This window comes from Streptomyces sp. NPDC039465 (assembly GCF_055639315.1).
Window position 1 is genome coordinate 269,054 of record NZ_JBVKAP010000006.1, and the last position, 24,145, is coordinate 293,198.

Consider the following 24,145-nt stretch of genomic DNA (forward strand, 5'->3'; position numbering starts at 1 on the left):
GTTTATTCGGGGGTGACGTCGAGGGCGTGGGCGACCATCGCGAGCAGGGATTCGATGACCGAGACCCGGTTGCGCGCGTCCATGATCACCACCGGCACGTGCGGGGGCACTGTCAGGGCCTCCCGGACGTCCTCGGCCTCGAACAGCTCGGTGCCCTCGAAGTGGTTGACGGCGACGATGTACGGCAGCCCGCAGCTCTCGAAGTAGTCGAGCGCGGGGAAGCAGTCGGTCAGCCGTCGGGTGTCGGCGAGGACGACGGCGCCGATCGCGCCGCGCACGAGGTCGTCCCACATGAACCAGAAGCGCTGCTGGCCCGGGGTGCCGAAGAGGTACAGCACGAGGTCGTCGTCGAGCGTGATCCGCCCGAAGTCCATGGCGACGGTGGTGGTGAGCTTGTCGGGCGTGGCGGCGAGGTCGTCGGTGTCCTCGCTGGCGCGGGTCATCAGCGCCTCGGTCTGGAGCGGGGTGATCTCGGAGACGGACCCGACGAAGGTCGTCTTGCCGACCCCGAAACCGCCCGCGACGACGATCTTGGTGGCGATCGGGGCGCGGGTGTGGTCGAGCTGCCAGTCCCGAAGTCCCTCGTCGGCGGCGGGGCGCGGGGCGGGCGCCGCCGGTCCCGGCTGGGCGACGATCCCGGGGGCCTGGGCGGCCCCTGGGAGGTCAGAGACGACGGAGTCCATTCAGCACCCTTTCGAGCAAGGCGCGGTCGGGCTGGCCGATGCCGTGCCCGGTCCCGTACACGCGGATCTTTCCTTGGTCGGCCAGGTCGCTGAGCAGCACCCGGACGACCCCCAGCGGTATCCGCAGCAGCGCCGAGATCTCGGCGACGGTCCGCATGCGGCGGCAGAGTTCGACGATGGCCCGCATCTCCGGCATGACGCGGGAGACGATCCCGTTCGCCAGCTCCCGGCGCTCCTCGGAGGCCTCGAGCGCGGCGACGAAGGTCTCCACGAGCAGGACGTGGCCGAAGCGGGTACGGCCGCCGGTGAGGGAGTACGGGCGGACCCTGGCGGGGCGCTTGCCCTCGCCGCGGACGGGGAGCCTGCGCAGGGGTTCGGCGGCGGACGTCATCGGGTGCTCTCCAGCGATTTGCGCAGCTCACTGCGGAGTTCGGGGGTGAGGACGTGTCCGGCGCGGCCGACGAAGAGAGCCATGTGGTACGCGACGACGCTCATGTCGCAGTCGGGGGTGGCGTGCACGCCGAGCAGCGAGCCGTCGCTGATCGACATGACCAGGACGCTGCTGTCCTCCATCGCGACCATGGTCTGCTTGACCGCGCCGCCGTCCATGAGGCGGGCGGCACCGACGGTGAGGCTGCCGATGCCCGACACGATGGTGGCGAGGTCGGCGCTGGAGCCCCGGGGGCCGCGGGGGTGGGTGGCGCCGGGAGCGGGGGGCGGGGCGGGGTCGGAGGAGAGCAGCAGCAGTCCGTCGGACGAGACGACGGCGACGGACCTGACCCCGGGCACCTCCTCGACGAGGTTGCCCAGCAGCCATTGCAGATTGCGGGCTTCGCTGCTCAGTCCGAACGTGCCGGTCGCAGTCAACTGCGTGCCTCCTCGACTGTATCCCCCGTCGTCTCCTCTGTGCGTACTGCTTCCAACTGCTGTGTGGCTTCGGGGTCGTCGGCGGCGAGGCCGTGTTCCTCGGCGATCTCCGCCTCGACGTCGCGGCGGCCGTCCTTGGCTCCCTGGTGGAAGCCGCCCAGGCGGCGGCGCAGGGCGTCGGCGTCGATGCCGCCGCGCTCCTTCTTGGGGGCCTCGGCGGGCCGGACGACCTGGGGGGTGCGCTTGGGCAGGCCCTTGTCGGTGACGCGCTCCCAGGTGGCGGGCTTGGGGCCGCTGTCGAGGACCGGATCGGCGGCGGGCTCCTCGGCGCGCTCGTGGGTGTCGGGGCCGATGGCGTACGGGTCGGGGATCTGGGCCGGGATCCGTACCTGGAGGGTGGTCTCGGAGGTCAGGGGCTCCGAAGGCTCGACCGGCTCGACGGGCTGCGAGCCCTCCACGCGCTCATCGCCGGCGTCGGCGTCGGCGTCGGCCTCGGGCTCGTTCACGGGCTCGGGCTCGGCATCCGCCTCGGCGACCGCCTGTTCCGCCGCGGCCACCAGCGGGTCCCGTACGCGGCCCGGGAGGGTGTTGGAGTTGGCCTCCGCGACCGAGCCGGGCAGCGTGAGCGTGGACGCGCCGCCCGCCGTGGTCACCGCCGGCGGCACGGCGGCCGGCGGGGCCTCGGGCAGCAGGCCCTGCGGCAGGACGACGACGGCCGCGGTGCCGCCCTGCTTCTGCTCGCGCAGCTGGACCCGTACGCCGTGCCGGGCGGCGAGCAGCGCGGTGACCCGGATGCCGAGGCCCTCGCCCTCCATGTCCAGGTCGTGGTCCGGGTCGGGGTCGGCGAGGCGGGCGTTGAGCTCGGCGAGCCGGGTCTCGGTGATGCCGATGCCCTCGTCCTGGACGGAGAGCATGATCTCGCCGCTCTCCAGGAGCCAGCCGGACAGCTGGACCTGGGCGTCGGGCGGCGAGAAGGAGGTGGCGTTCTCCAGCAGTTCGGCGATCAGGTGGGAGAGGTCGTCGGCGGCGAACCCGGCGACATGGGCGTGCGGCGGCAGGGCCTGGATGGTGACCCGCTCGTACCGCTCGATCTCGCTGACCGCCGCCCGCAGGACGTCGACCAGCGGGACGGGCCCGTGGTGGGCGTTGCCGTGTTCGGAGCCGGCGAGGATGAGCAGGTTCTCGCTGTGGCGGCGCATGACGGTGGCCATGTGGTCGAGCTTGAAGAGGGTGGCGAGCCGCTCCGGGTCCTGCTCGCGCTCCTCCAGCTTCTCGATGACGCCGAGCTGACGCTCGACCAGGCCGAGCGTGCGCAGGGAGAGGTTGACGAAGGTGTGCTGGACGGTGTGGCGGTGCCGTTCCAGTTCGGCGGTGAGCCGCTCGGTCTGCTCCTGGAGTTCGGCGCGGCGCGCGGCGAGCTCCTCGGCGAGGGCGTCCCGGGCGACCGTGAGGTCGGCGCGGTCGCCGTCGAGCTTCCCGGCCCGTACGCCGAGTGCGTACAGCTTGCCGTGCAGGGTGTTGAGGGACCGGACGACCTGGGCGAACTCGTCGTTGCGGCCGGTGAAGCGGATCGGTTCCTCGGCGGTGGCCTCGGGCGCCGCGGCGAGCCGGGCGGCGCCGATGCGCAGGACGGCGAGCGGGCGGGTGAGGGTGCGGGCGACGGCGGTGGAGATGCCGATGGCGACCAGGAGCAGTCCGCCGAGCAGGGCGATGCGCAGTTCGAGCGCGGTGACGTCGTCGTCGCGGAGCTGGGCGAGCTGGTCGACCTGGCCGGTGGCGAGGGAGGACTCGACGCCGCGCATCTGCTCGATCCGGGCGGAGAGGGCGGCCTCCAGAGCCTCCCGGTCGGTCCTGCGGTCGGACTTGGAGAGCTCGGGGCGGTCGGTGAGCCGGGCCAGCAGGCTCTCGGCGGCCTTGACGTCGGGGCCGGTGACCGTGGCGGCGAGGGAGTCGCGGGCGGTGGAGGTGGCGGCCTGGTCGAAATCGGCGAGGGCGGCCAGTTCGCGGACGCGGGACTGCTGGGCCGCCGCGCTGAGCGCGTCGCGGGTCCGGGCGGCCTCGGCGGCGGCCTCCTCGTCGGCCTGGGAGCCCTGGCCCTGCTGGGAGCCCTCGGGGGTGGGGACGGAGAGCGCGGCGAGCAGCAGGCCCCGGGTGGCGGAGGCCTGTTCGACGGCGAGGCCGAGGGCGGCGGGGGCCCGGGAGGCGTCGGCGGCGCGGGCCGGGGTGTGCTGGGCGAGCTGGTCGGCCAGCGCGTGCAGCTTGGTGATGATGTCGGTGTACGCCTTGTACGTCTCCAGCGCCGTGCCCTTGCCGGTGAGGGCGGTGCGGCGGACGGAGGGGACGGTGGCGAGGTCGCGGCGGAGCTCGGCCGGGGCGCCGGGGTGGATCTCGTCGATCTGCCGGTCGACCCGGGTGCTGCGCGTGGAGGAGACCTGGCGCTTGCCGCGGCTCTTGTCGCTGTCGGCGCTCTCGTCGCCCTTCTGCTCGTCGCGGCCCGCGGCGACGTAGGCGATGACCTCGTCGCGCTCGTCGGCGAGGGAGTGGGCGAGGGTGACGGCCTGCCGGTTGAGTTCGGCGAGGGTGACCAGACGCTGGGAGTCGGTCAGGTCGCCGGAGGTGGTGAGGACGGCGGGGGCGCCGGCCGCGACGACGGTGATGCCGACCAGGGCGACGCCGGCGACGAGCCGGCTGCGTACGCGGACGGTGCGGCCCGCGCCGGAGTCCGGGGTCTGCGGATCACCGGGGGTCTCATTGCGCGTGCCGTTGTTGCTCCGAGGCCGCTTCTTCTGCACCGGTGCTCGCATCCTTGACTCGTCCACCCATGAAGCAGAGGTGACGACCGGTCACACAAGAGAGCGCCCCCACCCCTGGAACGGCTTCCGACCATTCCAGCGCTTTTGGGAAGGGGACGCGCATCGGCCGCTCCGCCACCCGAACGAGTGAACAACACTCCGGAGTTGACAAACAAGCCGCCCTGACGAGCTCCGGACGGCCGTACGCGGCGCCGGTTGGAACTTCCGCGCGGGCTTTGGCAGGATGCGCGCCCGCAGCTCCTCGGAGCCTTCGATTCCGCCCGCCGCACACGGCGTGACCTGCTGGTACAGGCCAATTTCGGCCGTTCGGGGGCGGTGTGAAGGAGTCATGCAGACTGGGGATCATGCGCACCGAACTCGTCACGGTCCCCGGTCACCCCGAACACCCCAACGAGGACTGGATCTCGGTGGCCCTTCCCTCGTCGGGCCAGGGAGGAACCGCGGTCCTGCTGGACGGGGTGACACCCCCTCCGGACGATGACGGTTGTGTGCACACCGTCGACTGGTTCACCGCCCGGCTGGGCGGCGCGCTGACCGAACTGTCCGGTTCGCGACGGGACCTCTCCCTGGCCGAGATCCTGTCCCTGGCAATCCGGCGCACCGCGGACGCCCACCGCGACACCTGTGACCTTTCTCACGTCCGTACTCCGCAGGCGACGGTCGTCATGGCGCGCTGGGATCGGGATTCGGTCGAACATCTGGTGCTGTCCGACTCGGCCCTGCTCCTGGCCTCCCCCGACGGCTCGGTCCGGGCCGTCCTCGACGGGCGGCTCGACCTGGTCCCGCCCGAGATCCTGCGCTCCCGGGGGGCCACCGACGCGCTGCGCAACACCGAGGGCGGCTTCTTCACGGCGGCGGCCGATCCCTCGGTGGCCGACCGGGCGGTGACCGGGGTGACGCCCCGTGCGGACGTACGGGCCTTCGCGGCGCTCACCGACGGCGCGTCGCGCTGGGTGGAGCTGTTCCAGGAGGGCGACTGGGCCGCCTGCTTCCGGCTGCTGGAGAAGGAGGGGCCGCGGGGGCTGGTCGAGCGGGTGCGGGCGATCGAGTCGGCCGACCGGACGGCGGGCGGCGTGCGCCGCTGGAAGCTCCACGACGACGCGACGGCACTGTACGTGGAGCTGTGAGCGGGGCCGGCCGGGTGAGCCGAACCCCGCTCGTACAACGGAGGGTGAGGGACCGTTCGCCGCGCGCGATCGGGAGGAAGAGGGCATAACGGGAGAGGATGTACGGCGTACCGCAGGAGGCCCCCACTCCATGAGCACCACCACCACGGCGTCGAGCGTGACGCCCTCCCCCGAGGTCCACTTCTGGGCCGTGCCCGATCTGACCGGGCTCGACTTCGACCCACTGCTCGCCCGGCTGCTGCACGAGGAACCGGTGGCGCGGGTCCGGCTGCCGCACGGCGAGGGACACGCCTGGCTGGTGACGCGGTACGAGGACGTGAAGTTCGTGTCCGTGGACCCGCGCTTCAGCCGGCAGGCCGTCTGGGGACGCTCCGTCACCCGGCTCGCGCCGCACTTCATCCCGATGGACGGCGCCGTCGGATTCGCCGATCCGCCCGACCACACACGGATGCGGCGGGTCGTGGCGAAGGCCTTCGGCGCCCGCGCGCTGAGTGCCCTGCGCGCCCATGCGCAGGAGGCGATGGACGGACTCCTCGACACCCTGGCCGAGCACGGCCCGCCCGCCGACCTGATGGAGCGGGTGAACCGCCCCTTCCCCCTGATCATGGTCAGTGAGCTGATGGGGGTGGAGCCCGGGGACCGGCACCTGATGGCGCACTGGTCGGACACCATCATCTCCGCGGCGGCCGGCCGCGAGGCGAGCGAGCGGGCCAAGGAGGAGATGGCAGCCTACTTCCGCACCCTGATCGGCGCCCCGCGGCCCCCGGGGTCCGAGACGCTGGCCGCGGTCCTGGCCGAGGCGGTCGAGGAGGAGGTGCTCAGCGAGCACGAGGCGGTAGGACTCGCCGTCCTCATCCAGATCGGCGGCGCCCACGCCGTCCGCAACAACAGCGCCAACATGGTGTACGCCCTGCTCACCCACCCGGACCAGCTGGCCCGGCTGCGCGCCGAGCCGGCGCTGCTGCCGGGCGCCGTCGACGAGCTGCTGCGCTACATCCCGCACCGCAACGCCGTGGGTCTTTCGCGGATCGCGCTGGAGGACGTGGAGGTCGGCGGGGTGGTCATCCCCGAGGGCGATCCGGTCTACGTCTCGTATCTGACGGCCAACCGCGACCCGTCGGTCTTCGCCGACCCCGACAGCCTGGACCTCGGCCGTCCGTACAACCCCCATGTGGCCTTCGGCCACGGGCCGCACTACTGCCCCGGCTCCGCGCTCGCCCGGATGGAGTCGGAGATCCTCGTCCAATCGCTGTGGGACCGCTTCCCCGGGCTGAGGCTCGCCGTGCCGGCGGACGAGATCCGCTGGCAGCGCGGTGCGCTGATCCGGGGGCCCGAGACCCTGCCGGTGAGCTGGTGACCGCGCTCGACGCCGGGCGGCCGGGCATGGCGGCGCCGGTGGCGGGCGACGGGCTGGTCGTGCCGCCGGGCGCCGGGCGGCGGCTGACCACGGCGGCGCAGGACGTCACGTTCAAGGTGACCGGCGGGCAGTCGCCGACCGCGTCGACCTTCGAGGTGAGCGTGCCGCCGGGGTTCGACGTGGGCGCGCACGCGCACCGGCACAGCGAGGAGCTGTTCTATGTCCTCGACGGCGAGCTGGACGTGCTCGCCTTCGAGCCGCTGGTGCGGACGCCCGACTCCTGGAAGGAGTGGGAGTCGCGGTCGGGGCAGCGGGTCATGCGGGCGGGTCCGGGCACCTTGATCCTCGTACCGCCCGGGTGTCCGCACGCCTTCGCCAATCCGACCGGAGAGCCGGCCCGGATGCTGTTCCAGGCGGCGCCGCCGCCGGACCACGAGAAATACTTCGAGGAGCTGATGGACATCCTCGCCTCCGGCGGTCCTGTGGACCACGCGGCGGTGGCCCGGCTGCGGGCGCGGTACGACATCGAGCAGCTCACGCCGCTGCGGCACGGGGGCGGCTGAGGTGCGCCGGCCGGGCGGAGGGCGGTCAGCGGTCCTCGGCGCGGGTGTTGAGCTGGTGCAGCAGACGGGCGAGTTCGGCGACCTCGCCGCGGTCCCAGCCCGAGAGTTTGCGTACGTAGCGCTCGCGGCGGGCATCCCTCACATGCCGGAAGCGGTCGCGGCCCTCGTCAGTGAGCCGGACGAGGGACGCGCGGCCGTCGGCGGGGTCGGGGTCACGGGCGACGAGTCCGAGGTCCTCCAGGGCGCGGAGCTGGCGGCTCATGGTCGCCTTGCCGACACCGAAATAGCCGGCGAGGTCGGTGGCGCGCTGGCCGCCGGCCTCGTCGAGCCGGACGAGGAGTCCATAGGCGGCGGGCTCCAGCTCCGGGTGGACCTCGCGGGCCATCTCGCCGGAGGACGCCCGGGCGCGCCGCAGGAAGACGGCCAATTCGCGTTCCAGGGCCAGGAACTCGTGGTCCACACCACTCTCCCCGGTCGGGTCCGCTTCACTCCCCGTACCGCTTCTGTGCACGTCAGCACCCCTCGCGCGCTTTTACCCGACTGAAAGTTTCTTACCGCCGGGGCCGTTGCCGCAGCTCCGTCAGTATTTCGCAGGCGTAGACCAACGGCAGCACCCTGCACCTCTTCCGCGCGGTGTTCTACGTGCGTAGCGTCACTTGTGACATGTCCACACCAGCGCATGTCGCTCCCCCCGGATCCCCCCACCACCGAGGTTTCATCGGAGGCACGCAATGCCTGTGCGCAGACCCGGCCAGATCCGCCACCGCAGATCCGCCGTGGCCGCCGCCCTGACCGCGGCCCTGGCCCTCCTCCTCACCCTCCCCGGCGCGGCCACGGCCGCCGACCGCCCGGACCGTCCCGACCGCGGCGAGGCCTACATGGGCATCGGCGTCGCCGCCCACGACGGCGTGGGCGGCCTGCCGAGCGACTCCCGCGCGGCCCAGACCGAAGGCGTGGACGTCTCCAGCCACCAGGGCAACGTCGCCTGGACCACCCTCTGGAACAGCGGCGTGAAGTGGGCCTACGTGAAGGCCACCGAGGGGACGTACTACAAGAACCCCTACTTCGCGCAGCAGTACAACGGCTCCTACAACGTCGGCATGATCCGCGGCGCGTACCACTTCGCGACCCCCGACACGACCTCCGGCGCGGCCCAGGCCGACTACTTCGTCAACAACGGCGGCGGCTGGTCCCGCGACGGCAAGACCCTGCCGGGCGCGCTGGACATCGAGTGGAACCCCTACGGCGCGGCCTGCTACGGCAAGAGCGCGTCCGGGATGGTCACCTGGATCCGGGACTTCGTGAACCGCTACAAGGCCCGCACCGGCCGGGACCCGGTGATCTACACGGCGACCTCGTGGTGGAAGCAGTGCACCGGCAACTACGGCGGCTTCGGCTCGGTCAACCCGCTGTGGATCGCCCGCTACAACACCACCCCCGGTGAACTCCCGGCGGGCTGGGGCTACTACACGATGTGGCAGTACACCTCGACCGGCCCGACGGTCGGCGACCACAACAAGTTCAACGGCGCCTACGACCGCGTACAGGCGCTGGCGTACGGCTGACGGCGGACACGGCGGACCCCCGGCGCACGGGCGCCGGGGGTCCTGGTCCGTGCGGGGCCGGGTCAGCCGCAGCGGCCCGTGGGGCGGGTGCGGGTGGCGAGGTCGGTCCAGCCGGTGGTGGCGTCGATCCAGATGACCTGGCGGTCACCGGCCGCCGCCGGGGAGAGCTGCTCGCCGCGGTTGCAGGAGACCCGCTCGCGCTGCGCGCCGTCCGTGGTCAGCTGCCAGAGCTTGGAGAGCGATTCGTTGTTCCAGGACAGGGCCGGGAGCTGGGAGCTGACCGTGACCGCCGTCTCCGAGACGGTGAGGTCGCCGGCGATCAGGGCACCCGGCTTGGCCTCGCCGCTGATGTCGAAGGCGTTCGTGCCGTCCAGGCCGGCCCGGCGGATCGCCGTCTGGCCGTCGTCGTCGGTCAGTTCGTCGACGAGCCAGAAGACATGGCTGCCGTTGATGCCGGTCTGGCCGAGCCCCTGGGGTTCGCCGAGCTGCTCGGTCAGGGTCGCCTTCCCGGTGGCGAGGTCGTAGATCTCGACCCCGAGCCGGTAGTCGTTCTCGCCCGGGTACAGCTTGGCGTACGCGATCTTCCCCTTGCCGATCGAGGGCAGCGCGGTCGCCAGGTGGTAGCGGCCGCCGTCCACGAAGGTGGGCTCGCGGTCGCCGGGGCGCAGGAAGCCGACGTGCCGGCCTCCGAAGAGGTCGTACGTCTCGAAGACGGCGACGCCGTTCTCGTAGCGCAGCCCGGAGATGTCCGTGGTGGACGTGTACAGCTTCTTGATCGGGCCGCCCGCCAGCGGCCGGGAGAGGATGTCCAGGCTGCTCGCGCCGTACGCCGCCCAGACCACCGTCTTGCCGTCGGTCGCCGGGTAGACGTGGAAGCGCCCGTCGTTGGGGCTGATCAGCTTGGGCGTGCCCGTGCCGTCGGCGCGGCCCGCGTAGACCGAGTACGGCTCGGAGCCGTCGTCGTTCGACTTGGACGCGGTCCACCAGCCGCCGCCCGCGCCGACGCCCGTGCCGTCGGTGTTGAGCTTGCGGAAGAGGACGTCGGAGTCGACGCCGAGGGCCTTCTCCCAGCCGGGGACGATGCCGTGGGCCGCGAAGGACCGCTTGGCGACCGACAGCTGCTTCGTGGAGGCCCCGAGCTCCTTCGCCGCGGCGAGCACCGCGGCCCGGGCCTCGGTGAAGCCGTCCAGCGGGGTCATGTACGAGGACAGCGCCCGGTACACGATCCGGTCGGCGAGTTCGGCGCCCAGGTCCTGGCGCATGTCCCACAGCGCGCCGGAGAAGATGGTCGAGTTGAGGTGCACACCGCCGTTGTCGGTGCCGAAGGCGACGCCGAGGAAGTTCTTGGAGGTGCTCGCGCCGTCGTTCAGGTCGCGCAGCGCGCAGTCGCGGGGCGCGGTGGTGCGGCAGAGGTTCTCGCCGATGAGGCCCGCGTCCGGGTCGCTCATGGAGCGGCCGGCGACGGTGACGTCGACGGCGTTGCCGAAGTAGTCCGCGATGGCTTCGTTGAGGGCGCCGGACTGGCCCGCGTAGACCAGGTTGGCGGTGTTCTCGACGACACCGTGGGTCATCTCGTGCCCGACGACGTCGAGGTCGGCCGCGAGCGGCTTGTACTCCTCGTCGCCGGAGCCGTACACCATCTTCTGGCCGTCCCAGAAGGCGTTGACGTACGGCTGGCCGAACTCGGTCACGCCGACGAGGGAGTTGAACGACGAGCCCCGGCCGTCGAGCCCGTCCCGGCCGTGCTGGCGCTTGTAGTAGTCGTAGACCTGGCCGGCCGCCCAGTGCGCGTCGACCGCGCCCTTGTCGGTGGCCTCCTTGCCGAAGTCGGCGGTGGCCGAGCCGACCTCCTTGATGCCGCTGGGCCAGGCCCCGGCCGCCTCGCTCACGTCGCGGCCCGTCGCGTCCCAGGTGGAGAGGGTGCCCTTGGTGCCGTCCGCCATCCGCGCGTGGTCGACCATGACGTACTGGTCGCGGGCGGTGTCGCGGTAGACGTTCAGCGGGACCCTGGTGCCGTCCAGGAGGACGCCGCTGCCCTCGGAGCCGGGGTGCGCCGCGGCGGAGGAGGCGGCGGCCGGGGGTTTCCCGCCCGGCTTCCGGACGCCGGCAATCGTCTTGATGCCGCTGTACTCGAGGACCGGGTAGCCGGCCTTCGCGTCCACGTACACCTGCCGCAGGACGGGCTCCCCGGTCGCCGGGTCCACGCCGCGTACGGTGACGTGGTGGGCGAGGACGCCCTCGCCGCGCGGGAGGACGACGAGGCCGCGCGCGGTCCCGCTGAGCGCGGCCGCCTTCTCGGAGGGGGCGCCCTCCCGCTTCACGGCGTCGGCGCGGGTGAGCTTCTTGCCGCCGAGCCCGCGGGCGGTCGCGGCGACCGCGCGGCGCACGGCCGTCTCCTGGGTGACCGACGGCTCCGTGCCCGCGGTCAGTCCGGTGAAGTACTTCCCGGAGGTGCCGGTGACGACCCGTCCGCCGTCCTTGGTCTCCATCCGGACCACGTACTGCCCGCCGAGGACGGGGACACCCCGGTGCTTCTGCTGGAGCCGTACGGTCTCCTTCCCGCCCTGGGCGACCGTGCGCAGCGGCGCGAGGTCCCGCTCCGGCTCGGCGATCTTGTAGCGGCTCTCCTTGGCGGCGAGATGCTCACGGGCCGCGTCGGCCGGTGCGGCCTTCGCGTCGACCGGCTCCCGGATGCCCTCGACGAGCGCCGGGGTCTCCGTGTCGGTGGCCGGTACGACACCGGCGGCCGGGGGCGGTGTCGCCGCCGCCTGCGCCGGTACCGCGGTGATCAGGAGCCCGGCGGCGCCGAGCAGCGCCGCCACCCCCGCTCCGGCCCGCCGCGAACCGGTCGTCTTTCTCCTGTACGTGCGCACAGAACGTACCCCTCCCACATGCTGGTCAGGCAGTTTCAGGTGGTCATGACCATGCAACAGGTGGGGTATCGGCCGTTCAATGCTGAGCCGGTGTTCAGTAGTGGACACGCACACTTGTGTGCGTCGTGAAGGCGGAGTGAGAATCCACCCCATGATCGAGGGGGAGTTGCGAACTCTCGGCCTGGGGGCGGCCGAAGAGCGCGCTTACGAGGCGCTGTTACAGGAAAGGGCGTGCGGGGCCGAGGAGTTGGCGGTCCTGCTCGAACTGCCGCGAGACCGACTGCAGAGCGCCCTCGACCGGCTGGTCGAGCACGGTTTCGCCTCGCCCTCCGACCGGGGCGGGCTGCCGCACCCGGCGGCGCCGGCCGCCGCGATCCGTACGCTGATCCACCGAAGACAGGCCGAACTGCATCTGCGCTCCGCGGAGCTGGAGCGCCTGCGGATGTCCGCCGACCAGCTCGCCGGACGGCTGACGTCCCTCTCGCCGAGCGCCGCCGACGGCGGGATCGAAGTGGTCACCGGCCCGCGGGCGATCGCCGAGCGGGCCGCGTCCCTGCTGGCCCTGGCCGAGCACGAGGTGGCCATCCTGGACCGGCCGCCGTACACCGGCGGGCAGCCGGGCGACGGCACCTCCCGGACCCCGGGCCTGGACGTCGAGGCGCTGCTTGAGCGCGGCGTACGGGTACGGACCGTCCTCGACCGGACGGCGCTCGGCTACCCGGGCCGGATGCGGTCCCTGACGGCGCTGGTGGAGCGGGGCCTGCGGGCCCGGGTCGCCTCCGCCGTCCCCACCAAACTCATTGCCGTCGATCGGCGGATCACCCTGCTGCCGCCCAGCGGCGCCGCCGACGCGACCGCCTCGGCCCTGGTCGTCGGCGACTGCCTGCTCCACCACGCGCTGCTGCCGCTCTTCGAGACGGTGTGGGAGCGGGCCACCCCGCTCGGCGGCGCGGGCGCCGGCGCCACCGACGACGGGGCCGGCGAACTGTCCCAGCCGCAGCGGGAACTGCTCGGGCTGCTCGCGGCCGGGCTCAAGGACGAGGCCATCGCCCGGCGCCTCGGCGTGCATGTGCACACCGCGCGCCGCCGGATCAGCCGGCTCCTGGAGGCGCTGGACGCGGAGACCCGCTTCCAGGCGGGCGCGCGGGCCACCCTGCGGGGATGGCTGGACGTCTGACGCCGGCTTCACAGGCGGGTGGGTGAGGATGAGACGCATGTACGTGTACGGGAAGAGGCTTCTGCTCTGGTCCGTCGCCGCCGTGCTGACGAGCGCCACCGCGTGCGCGGCCCCCGCGCGCACCGGTCCGCCGCCGGTGCCGCGGCTGCCCTCCCCCACCCCGGGGAGAGCCGCCGCGCCGGGGGTGGGGCTGCCGTCGGTGGGTGTCCTGGCCGACGAGGACGGCCACTGGTGCACGGCGAGCGTGGTGGACAGTCCGCGCGGCGACGTCGTCGCGACCGCGGCGCACTGTGTGTTCACGGACGGCGCCTACGCCGAGGACTTCTCCTTCGTGCCCGGCTTCCGGGGCGCGGACCCGGGCACCCGCCCGTACGGCAGCTGGAAGGTCCGCGCGGTCCAGGTCGACGACGGATGGCGCGACGGCGGGGACGACGCCGTCGACTACGCCTTCCTGACCCTGGAGCCGGACGAGCGGGGCCGCAGTGTGCAGCAGGTGGTGGGCGGCGCCGAGGCCGACTGGACCTCCCCGGCGCACCGCCGGGTCACCGTCGTCGGCTATCCGAACGAGGACCACAACCCGGCGGGCACACCGGTCACCTGCACCACCGACACCTCCCCCGACCCGGCGCTGGACGGTTCGATGCGGATGGAGTGCGCGGGCTTCTGGGAAGGCACGAGCGGCAGCCCCTGGCTCGCGGACTACCGCGACGCCCGCCACCCGGGCCGCCTGATCGGGGTGCTCAGCGGCGGGGAGACGGACACGGAGTCGACGGCGGTCGTCTTCGACGCGCGGGCGCGCGAGCTGTACGAGAAGGCGGCGGGGGCGGGAGCCTGACCGTACGCGCGTGACGAAGGGCGCCCCCTCGGGGGCGCCCTTCGTCGGGTCGGTTCACGCCGCGGCGGACACGGCCACCTCCGCCGGGGTCAGGGCGATCTCCAGGACCTGGCGGACGTCGGTGACCGGGTGGACCTCCAGCGTGTCGAGGATCTCGGCCGGGACGTCGTCGAGGTCGGCCTCGTTCCGCTTGGGGATCACGACGGTCGTGATGCCCGCCCGGTGCGCGGCCAGCAGCTTCTGCTTCACCCCGCCGATCGGCAGGACCCGGCCGGTCAGCGACACCTCACCGGTCATCGCCACGTCCGTGCGGACCAGACGGCCCGACAGGAGCGAGGCGAGGGCCGTCGTCATCGTGACGCCCGCGCTCGGACCGTCCTTGGGCACCGCGCCCGCCGGGAAGTGGATGTGCACACCCCGGTCCTTGAGGCCGGTCACCGGCAGTTCGAGCTCCGCGCCGTGCGAGCGCAGGAAGGAGAGCGCGATCTGCGCGGACTCCTTCATCACGTCGCCGAGCTGACCGGTCAGGGTCAGCCCCGCCGCGCCGGTCTCCGGGTCGGCCAGCGACGCCTCCACGAACAGGACGTCCCCGCCCGCGCCGGTGACGGCGAGACCGGTCGCGACACCCGGCACGGACGTGCGCCGCTCCGCCGGGTCCTGGGCGGACTCGGGGATGTGGTGCGGACGCCCGATCAGCGCCCGCAGATCCTTGGGCGCGACGGTGAACGGCAGCTCGCGGTCGCCCAGTTCGTGCTGGGCCGCGACCTTCCGCAGCAGCCGGGCGATGGAGCGCTCCAGGTTGCGTACGCCCGCCTCGCGGGTGTACTCGCCGGCCAGCTTGCGCAGGCTGGCGTCCTCGAGGACGACCTCGCCCGGCTCAAGACCGGCCCGCTCCAGCTGGCGCGGCAGCAGGTGGTCACGGGCGATGACGACCTTCTCGTCCTCGGTGTAGCCGTCGAGCCGCACCAGCTCCATCCGGTCGAGGAGGGCCTCGGGGATGGCCTCCAGGACGTTGGCGGTGGCGAGGAAGACGACGTCGCTGAGGTCGAGTTCAACCTCCAGGTAGTGGTCGCGGAAGGTGTGGTTCTGCGCCGGGTCGAGGACCTCGAGGAGGGCCGCGGCCGGGTCGCCGCGGAAGTCGGAGCCGACCTTGTCGATCTCGTCGAGCAGGACCACCGGGTTCATGGACCCGGCCTCCTTGATCGCCCGTACGATCCGGCCGGGCAGCGCGCCGACGTACGTGCGCCGGTGGCCGCGGATCTCCGCCTCGTCGCGGACACCGCCGAGCGCGACCCGGACGAACTTGCGCCCCATGGCGTGCGCGACGGACTCGCCGAGGGAGGTCTTGCCGACGCCGGGCGGGCCGACGAGGGCGAGGACCGCGCCGCCGCGGCGGCCGCCGACCACGCCGAGACCACGCTCGGCGCGCCGCTTGCGGACCGCCAGGTACTCGGTGATGCGTTCCTTCACGTCGTCCAGGCCGGCGTGTTCGGCGTCCAGGACCGCCTTGGCGCCCTGGATGTCGTACTGATCCTCGGTCCGCTCGTTCCAGGGCAATTCGAGGACCGTGTCGAGCCAGGTGCGGATCCAGGAGCCCTCCGGGGACTGGTCGCTGGACCGCTCCAGCTTGTCGACCTCCTTGAGGGCGGCCTCGCGCACCTTCTCGGGCAGGTCGGCGGCCTCCACGCGGGCGCGGTAGTCGTCGGACTCCTCGCCCTCGCTCTCGCCGTTGAGCTCGCGCAGCTCCTTGCGGACGGCTTCGAGCTGGCGGCGCAGCAGGAACTCACGCTGCTGCTTGTCGACGCCCTCCTGGACGTCCTTGGCGATGGACTCGGCGACGTCCTGTTCGGCGAGGTGCTCGCGCAGCTGCTCGGTGGCGAGCCGGAGGCGGGCGACCGGGTCGGCGGTCTCCAGGAGTTCGACCTTCTGGGCCGTCGTCAGGAACGGCGAGTAGCCGGAGTTGTCGGCCAGCGCGCCGACGCCGTCGATCTGCTGGACGCGGTCCACGACCTGCCAGGCGCCACGCTTCTTCAGCCAGTCGGTGGCGAGTGCCTTGTACTCCTTGACCAGTTCGGTGACCTGACCGGGCAGCGGGTCGGGCACGGTCTCCTCGACCGTGGCCCCCTCGACCCACAGGGCGGCACCGGGCCCGGTCGTCCCGGCCCCGATCCGCACCCGGCCACGGCCGCGGATGAGCGCGCCGGGGTCGCCGTCGGAGAGCCGGCCGACCTGCTCGACGGTGCCGAGGACACCGGTGGCGGCGTAGGTACCGTCGATCCGTGGCACGAGAAGGACCCGCGGCTTGCCGGAGGTGGGACGCGCGGCTGCCTGGGCGGCCTCGACCGCGGCGCGTACGTCGTTGTCGGACAGGTCCAGCGGCACGACCATTCCGGGCAGCACGACCTCGTCGTCGAGCGGCAGCACGGGCAGAGTGAGCGGCACGGACGCCATGGACTCAGCAGCCATGATCTCCCCTTCGGCAGTCAAGTTGAGCTATGCCGACTCAATGCTGCTGAGCCGAGGATTGTTCCCCGACAGGTGTTCGCTCTGAGCGATCGGTCTCCGGGACACCGGGGACGTACGGGACAGGAGGTGTTCCTGACGGGGTGTCCGCGGCGACTACCGTCGGCGCCCTGCCGCGGGGCGCACGACCGGCCGGCAGATGAGGCCGGTGACGAAGGCCAGCAGATGGCCCCAGTCGGAGACCGGGTCCTCGTAGGCACGCAGATCCGCGAGGAGCATCAGGGACACCCCGGCGAGCAGCGCGGCGCGCAGTGGCGCGCGCAGCAGCAGCGCGAGCGCCCCGGTGCAGGCCAGCAGGCCGAAGCTGATGCCGTAGTCGAGCCGGTGCAGCGACGAGGCGGGCAACTGCCCGGCCCACACCGAGATCCCGACCGGCACCTCGGTCGCGAGCGTCGCCACGACGTGCCCGGCAGCGAACACGGCCGCGGTGCGCATCCCGCCGACCCGCCGCTCCAGCGCGGCGAGCACGACGACGAAGCCGAGCGCGTACGGCGAGGCGAGGCCGCCCGCGATCCACAGCGCGCTGGCGACGAGGACGAGCAGGGGCGTACGGGCGAGATGGGCGGCGTCGGTGCTGGAGCCCTCCAGGAGAGCGGCGACGGTGCCGGGGTCGCCGAACTCCGCGTAGAGAGAGGTCCCGAGCAGCACCCCGCCGTAGCAGAGGGTGAACGGCACGGGCACCCGCCCGCGCCGCTTGAGGCCGCCGTCCCCCTGATACGGCTGCGGCGGGAGGGCGTCGAGGAGGCCGGCGGTGTCGGACGTGTCCGGTGGTGTCTGACGTCGCCGCACCTCGCGAGGCCCCTTCGTGTCGATCAGCCCCCGGCCTCCACCCTGCCCCACCCGCCGCCGTCGCCACCACCGGGGGCGGGTGACGTACGACACGCCCCGGCACCGGGAACCGGCCACCGGCAAGCGGTGCCCCGCCCCCGAGACGGCCGTTAACCGATTGTCCGGGGCGCTCCCGCGCGGCAAGGATGGTCCGGACGACCGCGTGCACCCACCTACCGCAGGAGGCTCCCCGCATGTCCGCCCCCGTCACCCTCGACCGGCGCGAAGGACCGTACGGGGAGGTGGTCCTGCGGCGGCACGGAGACCTGCTTCAGATCATCGCCAACGGCACGTTCCTGATGGACACCTCCGACGGGCGCTCGGAGCGGCTGCTCGTCGACGCGGCGTATCTGGCCCTCGACCCGCCGCCGGTCGCCCCGGCCGTCCTCATCGGCGGCCTCGGCGTCGGCTTCTCACTGGCCCACGCGGCGGCGAGCGGCCGCTGGGCGCGGATCACCGTCGTCGAGCGCGAGCAGGCGATCATCGACTGGCACCACGAAGGCCCCCTCGCGGCGATCTCCGGCGAGGCGCTGGCCGATCCGGCGACCGTGATCCTGCACACGGACCTCGTGGAACATCTGCGGACCACTCCGGACACCTACGACGCCCTCTGTCTGGACATCGACAACGGCCCCGACTGGACCGTCACCGAGGACAACGAAACCCTGTACTCACCCGGCGGACTGGCCACCTGCCGGGACCGGCTGAGGCCGGGCGGAGTGCTCGCCGTCTGGTCCGCGCGGCCCTCCGCCGATTTCGAGGAGTCGATGCGGAATGCCGGATTCAGCGGGGTAAGGACTGAAGAGATCCACGTTGCCCGAGGCCTTCCCGATGTGGTCCATCTCGGCGTCAGGGCTGGATAGCCGCGACGCGGCGACTGCCTTTACGCTGCTGCCTCGACAACTCGGATCACGGCCACGAAGAAGACGGCCACACAGAACTACGTGCGGTACGCGACGACGCGTGTCAGGGGCGGGGCGATGGAGCAGACAACCACCAGCCAGGGCGGTGCGGCGCCGTACCCGTCGACCAGCGCCCAGCGAAGGGTCCTGGTCGTCGAGGACGACACCACGATCGTGGACGCCATCTCCGCACGGCTGCGGGCCGAGGGCTTCCTGGTCCAGACGGCCACCGACGGCCCGGCGGCCGTCGACGCCGCCGAGGCCTGGCAGCCCGACCTGATGGTCCTCGACGTGATGCTGCCCGGCTTCGACGGCCTGGAGGTCTGCCGCCGCGTCCAGGCGCAGCGCCCCGTCCCCGTGCTGATGCTCACGGCGCGTGACGACGAGACCGACATGCTGGTCGGGCTCGGGGTCGGCGCGGACGACTACATGACCAAGCCGTTCTCCATGCGGGAGCTGGCGGCCCGGGTGCACGTCCTGCTGCGCCGGGTGGAGCGGGCGGCCCTGGCCGCCGTGACGCCGCGCAGCGGCATCCTGCGCCTCGGCGAGCTGGAGATCGACCACGCCCAGCGCCGGGTCCGCGTCAAGGCCGAGGACGTCCATCTGACGCCCACCGAGTTCGACCTGCTGGTCTGCCTGGCCAACACCCCGCGCGCGGTCCTCTCCCGTGAGCAGCTGCTCGCCGAGGTGTGGGACTGGGCGGACGCCTCCGGCACCCGTACGGTCGACAGCCACATCAAGGCCCTGCGCCGCAAGATCGGCGCCGAGCGGATCCGTACCGTCCACGGTGTCGGGTACGCGCTGGAGACCCCGGCGCCGTGACCGCGCCGCGGCCGGCCCGCCCGCCCCGGCCCGCCCGGCCGGCCGGCCGGCGTATGACGGTCTCGATCAAGGCGAAGCTGGGCGCGCTGGTCGTCGGGGCGGTGCTGATCACCTCGGGTCTCGCGCTGGTGGCCATAAAGACCTCGACGGAGTTCCGCTACATCACGATCTTCGCGATGATCGCGACCCTGCTGATCACCCAGTTCGTGGCGCACGGCCTGACCGCGCCGCTGGACGAGATGAACACGGTCGCCCGGTCGATCTCGGACGGCGACTACACCCACCGGGTACGGGGCGCGGACCGGCGCGACGAGCTCGGGACGCTCGCCTCCACGATCAACCGGATGGCGGACGACCTGGAGGCCGTGGACCGGCACCGCAAGGAGCTGGTCGCCAATGTCTCCCATGAGCTGCGCACCCCCATCGCCGCACTGCGGGCCGTCCTGGAGAACGTGGTGGACGGGGTCTCCGAGGCCGATCCGGAGACGATGCGCACGGCCCTGAAGCAGACCGAGCGGCTCGGCCGGCTGGTGGAGACCCTGCTCGATCTGTCACGGCTTGACAACGGTGTCGTCACGCTCAAATCGCGCCGCTTCGAGGTATGGCCCTATCTGTCGGGTGTGCTGCGCGAGGCCAATCTCGCCGCCGCCCAGCGCGGTCTGTCCTCCACCTCCGGCCTGCACACCCGTACGGACGTCCATCTGCACCTGGACGTCTCGCCGCCGGAGCTGACCGCCCGCGCGGACGCCGAACGCCTCCACCAGGTGATGGCCAACCTGATCGACAACGCGGTCAAGCACTCCCCGCCGCACGGCCGGGTGACCGTACGAGCCCGGCGGGGCGCCTGGCCCGAGTCGCTGGAGCTGGAGGTCGAGGACGAGGGCCCCGGCATTCCGGAGTCGGAGCGGCGCACGGTCTTCGAGCGGTTCAACCGGGGCAGCGTCCCGGCCCAGCAGGGGCCGGGCAGCGACGGTGGTACGGGTCTGGGCCTGGCGATCGCCCGCTGGGCGGTGGATCTGCACGGTGGCCGTATCGGTGTGGCCGAATCCGCACGTGGCTGCCGCATCCAGGTCACTCTTCCGGGCAGCCCTTGAGCAACTGATTGACGTAGGGTTCGAACCGGAAGGCCGTGTTCTGCGTGTAAGGGGTCGAGGGCTGCGACCAACGGGGGGTCGCAGCCACGCTGGCGCGTACCCGAAACAATGCGGAACCACGCTTGTTTCCCGCCATTCCCTACCCCGAAACTCTCCGTCAAGTGTGACTTGCGCGACGTTGGCATGCCCGGCCTGCACCTCTCGGCCGGGGAGGCGTAGCCTTTATTTCCGCTGTCCATCACCTTGTGAAGCGGAAGAGGGCGGTTGCCGCCGTGTCGTCTCAGTCCCCCAGTAACTCGAGCTCCCAGACCGACCAAGACGCGCAGGGAAAGAACCCTGCCGCCGCCTTCGGTCCCAATGAGTGGCTCGTCGACGAGATCTACCAGCAGTACCTCCAGGACCCGAATTCGGTCGATCGTGCCTGGTGGGACTTCTTCGCCGACTACAAGCCCGGTACCCCCGGCACGGCCGAAGCCCCCACGACCGGTGCCGCAGCCACGGGGGCTGCGGTGACCTCCGCCCCGGCGGCCCCCGCCGCCCCGGCCCAGGCCCCCGCCGCCGCTCCGGCGCAGCCGGCCGCAGCAGCCGCCGCACAGCCGGCTGCCGCACAGCCCGCCGCCCCGGCCGCCCCGGCCAAGCCCGCCGCCGCTGCGGCGAAGCCCGCCGCACAGCCGGCTGCCGCCAAGCCCGCGGCCGAGGCCCCCGCCGGGCCCGAGCTGGTCACGCTGCGCGGCCCGGCCGCCGCCGTCGCGAAGAACATGAACCTCTCGCTGGAGATGCCGACGGCCACGTCCGTCCGCGCCGTCCCGGTGAAGCTGCTCTTCGACAACCGGATCGTGATCAACAACCACCTGAAGCGCGCCCGGGGCGGGAAGATCTCCTTCACGCACCTCATCGGGTACGCCATGGTGCAGGCGATCAAGGCCATGCCGTCGATGAACTACTCCTTCGCGGAGAAGGACGGCAAGCCGACCCTGGTCAAGCCGGACCACGTGAACTTCGGCCTCGCCATCGACCTGGTGAAGCCCAACGGCGACCGCCAGCTCGTCGTCGCGGGCATCAAGAAGGCCGAGACGCTGAACTTCTTCGAGTTCTGGCAGGCCTACGAGGACATCGTCAAGCGCGCCCGCGTCGGCAAGCTGACGATGGAGGACTTCACCGGCGTCACGGTCTCCCTGACCAACCCCGGCGGCCTCGGCACCGTGCACTCCGTGCCGCGTCTGATGCCCGGACAGTCGGTCATCATGGGCGTCGGCTCCATGGACTACCCCGCCGAGTTCCAGGGCACCTCCCAGGACACCCTGAACAAGCTGGGCATCTCCAAGGTCATGACCCTGACCTCGACCTACGACCACCGGGTCATCCAGGGCGCCGCCTCCGGCGAGTTCCTGCGGATCGTCGCGAACTACCTCCTCGGCGAGGAGGGCTTCTACGACGAGATCTTCAAGGCCCTGCGCATCCCCTACGAGCCGGTCCGCTGGCTCAAGGACATCGACGCCTCGCACGACGACGACGTCACCAAGGCCGCGCGGGTCTTCGAGCTGATCCACTCCTACCGGGTCCGCGGCCACGTCATGGCCGACACCGACCCGCTGGAGTACCGCCAGCGCAAGCACCCCGACCTGGACATCACCGAGCACGGCCTCACCCTGTGGGACCTGGAGCGCGAGTTCGCGGTCGGCGGCTTCGCCGGCAAGTCGATGATGAAGCTGCGCGACATCCTCGGCGTGCTGCGCGACTCGTACTGCCGCACCACCGGCGTCGAGTTCATGCACATCCAGGACCCCAAGCAGCGCAAGTGGATCCAGGACCGCGTCGAGCGCCCGCACTCCAAGCCGGAGCGTGAGGAGCAGCTGCGGATCCTGCGCCGCCTGAACGCCGCCGAGGCGTTCGAGACCTTCCTGCAGACCAAGTACGTCGGTCAGAAGCGGTTCTCGCTGGAGGGCGGCGAGTCCGTCATCCCGCTGCTCGACGCGGTCATCGACTCCGCCGCCGAGGCCCGCCTCGACGAGGTCGTCATCGGCATGGCCCACCGCGGCCGGCTCAACGTGCTTGCCAACATCGTCGGCAAGTCGTACGCCCAGATCTTCCGCGAGTTCGAGGGCAACCTCGACCCGAAGTCGATGCACGGCTCCGGCGACGTGAAGTACCACCTGGGCGCCGAGGGCACCTTCACCGGCCTGGACGGCGAGCAGATCAAGGTCTCGCTCACCGCCAACCCCTCGCACCTGGAGGCGGTCGACCCGGTCCTCGAGGGTGTCGTGCGCGCCAAGCAGGACGTCATCAACAAGGGCGGCACGGACTTCACGGTCCTGCCGGTCGCCCTGCACGGTGACGCGGCCTTCGCCGGCCAGGGTGTGGTCGCCGAGACGCTGAACATGTCGCAGCTGCGCGGCTACCGCACGGGCGGCACGGTCCACATCGTCATCAACAACCAGGTCGGCTTCACCGCCGCCCCGGAGTCGTCGCGTTCCTCGATGTACGCCACCGACGTGGCCCGCATGATCGAGGCGCCGATCTTCCATGTGAACGGCGACGACCCGGAGGCCGTGGTCCGTGTCGCGCGGCTCGCCTTCGAGTTCCGCCAGGCGTTCAACAAGGACGTCGTGATCGACCTCATCTGCTACCGCCGCCGCGGTCACAACGAGGGCGACAACCCGCAGTTCACCAACCCGCAGATGTACAACCTGATCGACAAGAAGCGTTCGGTGCGCAAGCTCTACACCGAGTCGCTGATCGGTCGCGGTGACATCACCCTCGAAGAGGCGGAGCAGGCGCTCCAGGACTTCCAGGGGCAGCTGGAGAAGGTGTTCGCGGAGGTCCGCGAGGCGACCAGCCACCCGGCCCCGATGCATGTCCCGGACGCCCAGCCGGAGTTCCCGGTCACCGTCACCACCGCGGTCTCCCAGGAGGTCGTGAAGCGGATCGCCGAGTCGCAGGTGACGATCCCCGAGCGGATCAAGGTCCACCCGCGTCTGATGCCGCAGCTGCAGCGGCGTGCCGCCTCCATCGACGACGGCACCATCGACTGGGGCATGGGCGAGACCCTCGCCATCGGTTCGCTGCTGATGGAGGGCACCACGGTCCGGCTCGCCGGCCAGGACTCCCGCCGCGGCACCTTCGGCCAGCGCCACGCGGTGCTCGTGGACCAGGAGACCGGCGAGGACTTCACCCCGCTGCTCTACCTCTCCGAGGACCAGGCCCGCTTCAACGTCTACGACTCGCTGCTGAGCGAGTACGCGGCGATGGGCTTCGAGTACGGCTACTCGCTGGCCCGCCCGGACGCGCTGGTGGTCTGGGAGGCCCAGTTCGGTGACTTCGTCAACGGCGCGCAGACCGTCGTCGACGAGTTCATCTCCTCGGCCGAGCAGAAGTGGGGCCAGACCTCGGGCGTCACGCTGCTGCTGCCGCACGGCTACGAGGGCCAGGGCCCGGACCACTCGTCCGCCCGCCCGGAGCGCTTCCTCCAGATGTGCGCGCAGGACAACATGACCGTCGCGATGCCGACGCTCCCGTCGAACTACTTCCACCTCCTGCGGTGGCAGGTGCACAACCCGCACCACAAGCCGCTGATCGTCTTCACCCCGAAGTCGATGCTGCGTCTGAAGGCGGCGGCGTCGAAGGCGGAGGAGTTCACCACCGGCGGCTTCCGTCCGGTGATCGGCGACGAGTCGGTCGACCCGGCCGCGGTCAAGAAGGTCGTCTTCTGCGCGGGCAAGGTCTTCTACGACCTGGACGCCGAGCGCAAGAAGCGCGGCACGACGGACACGGCGATCATCCGTCTGGAGCGTCTGTACCCGCTGCCGGGTGCCGAGCTCCAGGCCGAGATCGCCAAGTTCCCGAACGCCGAGAAGTACCTGTGGGCGCAGGAGGAGCCGGCGAACCAGGGTGCGTGGCCGTTCATCGCGCTGAACCTGATCGACCACCTCGACCTGGCCGTCGGCGCGGACATCCCGCACGGCGAGCGCCTGCGCCGCATCTCGCGTCCGCACAGCTCGTCCCCGGCGGTCGGCTCGAAGAAGCGTCATGAGATCGAGCAGGCCCAGCTGGTGGCCGAGGTCTTCGACGCCTGATCCGTACGTCAGCTCAAGGGCCCGGTCCGTATCAGCCGATACG

At 71.9% G+C, this 24,145-nt stretch carries 18 protein-coding genes; 10 read left to right on the forward strand and 8 right to left on the reverse strand.

Annotated features, from left to right (window positions below):
• Positions 1-2: 2 nt before the first annotated feature.
• From ACZ7LT_RS21620 to ACZ7LT_RS21635, 4 genes are read right to left on the reverse strand one after another with little or no spacing between them, the layout of a single operon-like run.
• Positions 3-683: a GTP-binding protein gene (locus ACZ7LT_RS21620; RefSeq protein WP_471237691.1), complete on the reverse strand. Its 681-nt coding sequence runs from the start codon at positions 681-683 to the stop codon at positions 3-5.
• The gene (locus ACZ7LT_RS21625; protein WP_019889423.1) at positions 664-1,074 is read right to left on the reverse strand and encodes a DUF742 domain-containing protein; all 411 of its coding nucleotides are present in this window, start codon (positions 1,072-1,074) and stop codon (positions 664-666) included. The genes ACZ7LT_RS21620 and ACZ7LT_RS21625 overlap by 20 nt, the downstream gene beginning before the upstream one ends.
• Positions 1,071-1,550 carry a roadblock/LC7 domain-containing protein gene (locus tag ACZ7LT_RS21630; RefSeq protein WP_471237692.1) on the reverse strand — a complete coding sequence of 160 codons (480 nt, stop codon included), beginning with the start codon at positions 1,548-1,550 and terminating at the stop codon, positions 1,071-1,073. Before ACZ7LT_RS21630 ends, ACZ7LT_RS21625 begins: the two co-directional genes overlap by 4 nt.
• Positions 1,547-4,342, reverse strand: a complete 2,796-nt coding sequence (locus ACZ7LT_RS21635; RefSeq protein WP_471237693.1) for a sensor histidine kinase — start codon at positions 4,340-4,342, stop codon at positions 1,547-1,549. Before ACZ7LT_RS21635 ends, ACZ7LT_RS21630 begins: the two co-directional genes overlap by 4 nt.
• 365 nt (positions 4,343-4,707) lie before the next feature.
• Between ACZ7LT_RS21635 and ACZ7LT_RS21640 the strand changes: the two genes are divergently transcribed.
• From ACZ7LT_RS21640 to ACZ7LT_RS21650, 3 genes are all read left to right on the forward strand, one after another.
• A complete protein-coding gene (locus tag ACZ7LT_RS21640; RefSeq protein ID WP_471237694.1) occupies positions 4,708-5,490 on the forward strand; it encodes a hypothetical protein in 783 nt (260 codons plus the stop codon).
• Between the two features lie 130 nt (positions 5,491-5,620).
• Positions 5,621-6,847 carry a cytochrome P450 gene (locus tag ACZ7LT_RS21645; RefSeq protein WP_471237695.1) on the forward strand — a complete coding sequence of 409 codons (1,227 nt, stop codon included), beginning with the start codon at positions 5,621-5,623 and terminating at the stop codon, positions 6,845-6,847.
• 26 nt (positions 6,848-6,873) lie between these two features.
• On the forward strand, positions 6,874-7,410 hold the full coding sequence (locus tag ACZ7LT_RS21650) for a cupin domain-containing protein (RefSeq protein ID WP_471237900.1): 537 nt from the start codon (positions 6,874-6,876) through the stop codon (positions 7,408-7,410).
• 25 nt (positions 7,411-7,435) lie between these two features.
• Here ACZ7LT_RS21650 and ACZ7LT_RS21655 read toward each other — a convergent pair whose 3' ends face one another.
• Positions 7,436-7,921: a MarR family winged helix-turn-helix transcriptional regulator gene (locus tag ACZ7LT_RS21655; RefSeq protein ID WP_028797975.1), complete on the reverse strand. Its 486-nt coding sequence runs from the start codon at positions 7,919-7,921 to the stop codon at positions 7,436-7,438.
• 220 nt (positions 7,922-8,141) lie between these two features.
• On the opposite strand from ACZ7LT_RS21655, the gene ACZ7LT_RS21660 reads away from it, so the two are divergent.
• On the forward strand, positions 8,142-8,975 hold the full coding sequence (locus ACZ7LT_RS21660; protein WP_471237696.1) for a lysozyme: 834 nt from the start codon (positions 8,142-8,144) through the stop codon (positions 8,973-8,975).
• A 62-nt stretch (positions 8,976-9,037) separates the two neighbouring features.
• Here the strand turns inward: ACZ7LT_RS21660 and ACZ7LT_RS21665 are convergent, their stop codons facing one another.
• Entirely contained in the window at positions 9,038-11,848 is a 2,811-nt protein-coding gene (locus tag ACZ7LT_RS21665) for a M4 family metallopeptidase (RefSeq protein ID WP_471237697.1), read from the reverse strand.
• 151 nt (positions 11,849-11,999) lie between these two features.
• Here ACZ7LT_RS21665 and ACZ7LT_RS21670 point away from each other — a divergent pair, with 151 nt between their 5' ends.
• Entirely contained in the window at positions 12,000-13,025 is a 1,026-nt protein-coding gene (locus ACZ7LT_RS21670; protein ID WP_471237698.1) for a TrmB family transcriptional regulator, read from the forward strand.
• A 37-nt stretch (positions 13,026-13,062) separates the two neighbouring features.
• On the forward strand, positions 13,063-13,860 hold the full coding sequence (locus tag ACZ7LT_RS21675; protein ID WP_471237699.1) for a trypsin-like serine peptidase: 798 nt from the start codon (positions 13,063-13,065) through the stop codon (positions 13,858-13,860).
• A gap of 54 nt (positions 13,861-13,914) precedes the next feature.
• On the opposite strand, the gene lon is transcribed toward ACZ7LT_RS21675, so the two are convergent.
• Positions 13,915-16,326, reverse strand: coding sequence for an endopeptidase La (lon, locus tag ACZ7LT_RS21680; RefSeq protein WP_471237700.1), 2,412 nt, complete (start codon positions 16,324-16,326; stop codon positions 13,915-13,917).
• A gap of 153 nt (positions 16,327-16,479) precedes the next feature.
• On the reverse strand, positions 16,480-17,172 hold the full coding sequence (locus ACZ7LT_RS21685) for a rhomboid-like protein (RefSeq protein ID WP_471237701.1): 693 nt from the start codon (positions 17,170-17,172) through the stop codon (positions 16,480-16,482).
• A 233-nt stretch (positions 17,173-17,405) separates the two neighbouring features.
• On the opposite strand from ACZ7LT_RS21685, the gene ACZ7LT_RS21690 reads away from it, so the two are divergent.
• From ACZ7LT_RS21690 to ACZ7LT_RS21705, 4 genes are all read left to right on the forward strand, one after another.
• Positions 17,406-18,074, forward strand: coding sequence for a spermidine synthase family protein (locus tag ACZ7LT_RS21690; RefSeq protein ID WP_471237702.1), 669 nt, complete (start codon positions 17,406-17,408; stop codon positions 18,072-18,074).
• 117 nt (positions 18,075-18,191) lie between these two features.
• Positions 18,192-18,935, forward strand: coding sequence for a response regulator transcription factor (locus tag ACZ7LT_RS21695; RefSeq protein WP_471237703.1), 744 nt, complete (start codon positions 18,192-18,194; stop codon positions 18,933-18,935).
• 53 nt (positions 18,936-18,988) lie between these two features.
• Positions 18,989-20,029: a HAMP domain-containing sensor histidine kinase gene (locus tag ACZ7LT_RS21700; RefSeq protein WP_471237901.1), complete on the forward strand. Its 1,041-nt coding sequence runs from the start codon at positions 18,989-18,991 to the stop codon at positions 20,027-20,029.
• Positions 20,030-20,301: 272 nt separating this feature from the next.
• The gene (locus tag ACZ7LT_RS21705; protein ID WP_471237704.1) at positions 20,302-24,102 is read left to right on the forward strand and encodes a multifunctional oxoglutarate decarboxylase/oxoglutarate dehydrogenase thiamine pyrophosphate-binding subunit/dihydrolipoyllysine-residue succinyltransferase subunit; all 3,801 of its coding nucleotides are present in this window, start codon (positions 20,302-20,304) and stop codon (positions 24,100-24,102) included.
• The last annotated feature ends 43 nt before the right edge of the window (positions 24,103-24,145 follow it).